The organism is Actinosynnema sp., from assembly GCF_052038725.1.
Window position 1 is genome coordinate 1 of sequence record NZ_JBQGCX010000824.1, and the last position, 1,598, is coordinate 1,598.

Here is a 1,598-nt window from a genome sequence, read left to right on the forward strand (position 1 = left end):
CTCCGGTGGGGGGTGCGATGGTTCTATGCGTGCGGGGGGCACCACGGGGTGCGGGGCCTGGGTTTCTTCCGTGGCCCCGCTCCCGTCTTCGGCTGTTCACGCGCACCCGGTCGCCCCCATCGCCTTCTGGACCAGCTCGTACAACTCCTCCTGCCGGGCCTCCATGACCGCGTCGAAGTCGTTGGCCCGCAGCTCCCCGTCCGCGATCAGGTGCGTCCGGACGTTCCGGTCGACCGACTCCCCGGTGACCCCGGCGTCCCTGGCCAGCGCGGGGAGGTAGACGGAAGGCGGCCTGCCGCTGATCAAGCGGTTCACCCTGGCGCTCAGGGGCGTCTTGTTGAGGATGGAGTTGTAGTCGGCGGAGGGGATCCCCTTCTTGGCGCACCACGCCTTGGGGAAGATGTAGCGGATGTCGACCGCGTAGTCGAAGTAGCCCACGACGGACATGGCTCTCCCGTCCCCCCAGTCCACCGCACCCGTCTTGAGCAGCAGCGCGTAGAGCCCCTTGTAGGCGGCGGCGTTTCTGGTGCGCAGGAACCACAGCCTGCTGCGGGTGAACTTGACGTCCTGGAAGATGCTCGGCTCCCCGCCCCGACCGGTCACCCAGGCGACGACCTCCAGCACGTCGCGGGAGAAGTGCGTCTCGCCGGTCCCCCCGTAGATCTCGCCGAAGACCCCCGACCAGTACCAGCGGGCGATCTTCCGCCCCGCCTCGTCGGTCTCCGCCTCGGCTCCGAGCAGGGTGAAGATCACGGACAGCACGGTCAGCTGGCTGCCGTAGGGCAGGTAGCGGGGCTCGAAGACGCACTGGTCGTGCAGGAACCTCGTGGCCCGCGCGAAGCCCTCGGTCACCGAAGGCGCCCACTTGAGGTACTCGGCCAGGGGGAGGCTGAGCATGTCCGCCCGGCGGCAGCCGACGCGCGGGGCGGCGCTCTCGTCCGCCCCCGCCTCCAGCACGGCCCTGCGGCGCTCGTACGAGGCCAGCAGGGTCACCGCCTGCAGGAAGTCCGTGCTCGAGACGCCGGAGAGGATCCGGCTCCGGTGTCCGCCCCACCGCGCCCGACGCCTCTCCCAGTCGACGCGGAGGTCGAAGTCGTGCGCCGCGAAGGTCGCGGTCAGCAGTTCGAAGACGGTCAGGGTGACCCCGCCGGTGTTGACCCTCTCGAAGACCTGGCACACCGCCTGCCGGGGCGTGCCCTTGTCCAGCGCGATCACCGGCAGCTGGTACTGCTCGAACCGCTTGATCACGGTGTCGCTGAACCGGCCCCACAGGTCCATGTTCTCGGCCTGCCGCCCGGAGACGTGGCTGAGGAAGCCCTTCATCCACTCCGTCGAGCTGAACACGACCGAGCAGGGGAACATGCGGTTCGCGTACTCCCCGTCCGGCGTGGACAGGTCGAGCAGGGGACGTCGGTGGGAGTCGACGACGATCCTGCTCTCGGGGACGAAGAGCACGGCCTCGTCGCGCTCGACGTCGGCGAGGAGCGCTTTCTCCATGTCGAGGTAGAACCAGCCGCGCGCGGCGTTCCCCCGACCGTCCCTGGTCTCCACCGGCGTGTTGCGGAACAGCGCCTGGTAGGCCGAGGTGAGCCGCTGCT

1 protein-coding gene is annotated in these 1,598 nt (G+C 69.5%); it reads right to left on the reverse strand.

What is annotated here, in order from left to right; genetic code table 11:
* Nucleotides 1–96: 96 nt before the first annotated feature.
* On the reverse strand, nt 97–1,598 hold a 1,502-nt coding region (locus ACTUAL_RS16955), incomplete at its 5' end, for a hypothetical protein (protein ID WP_440900949.1).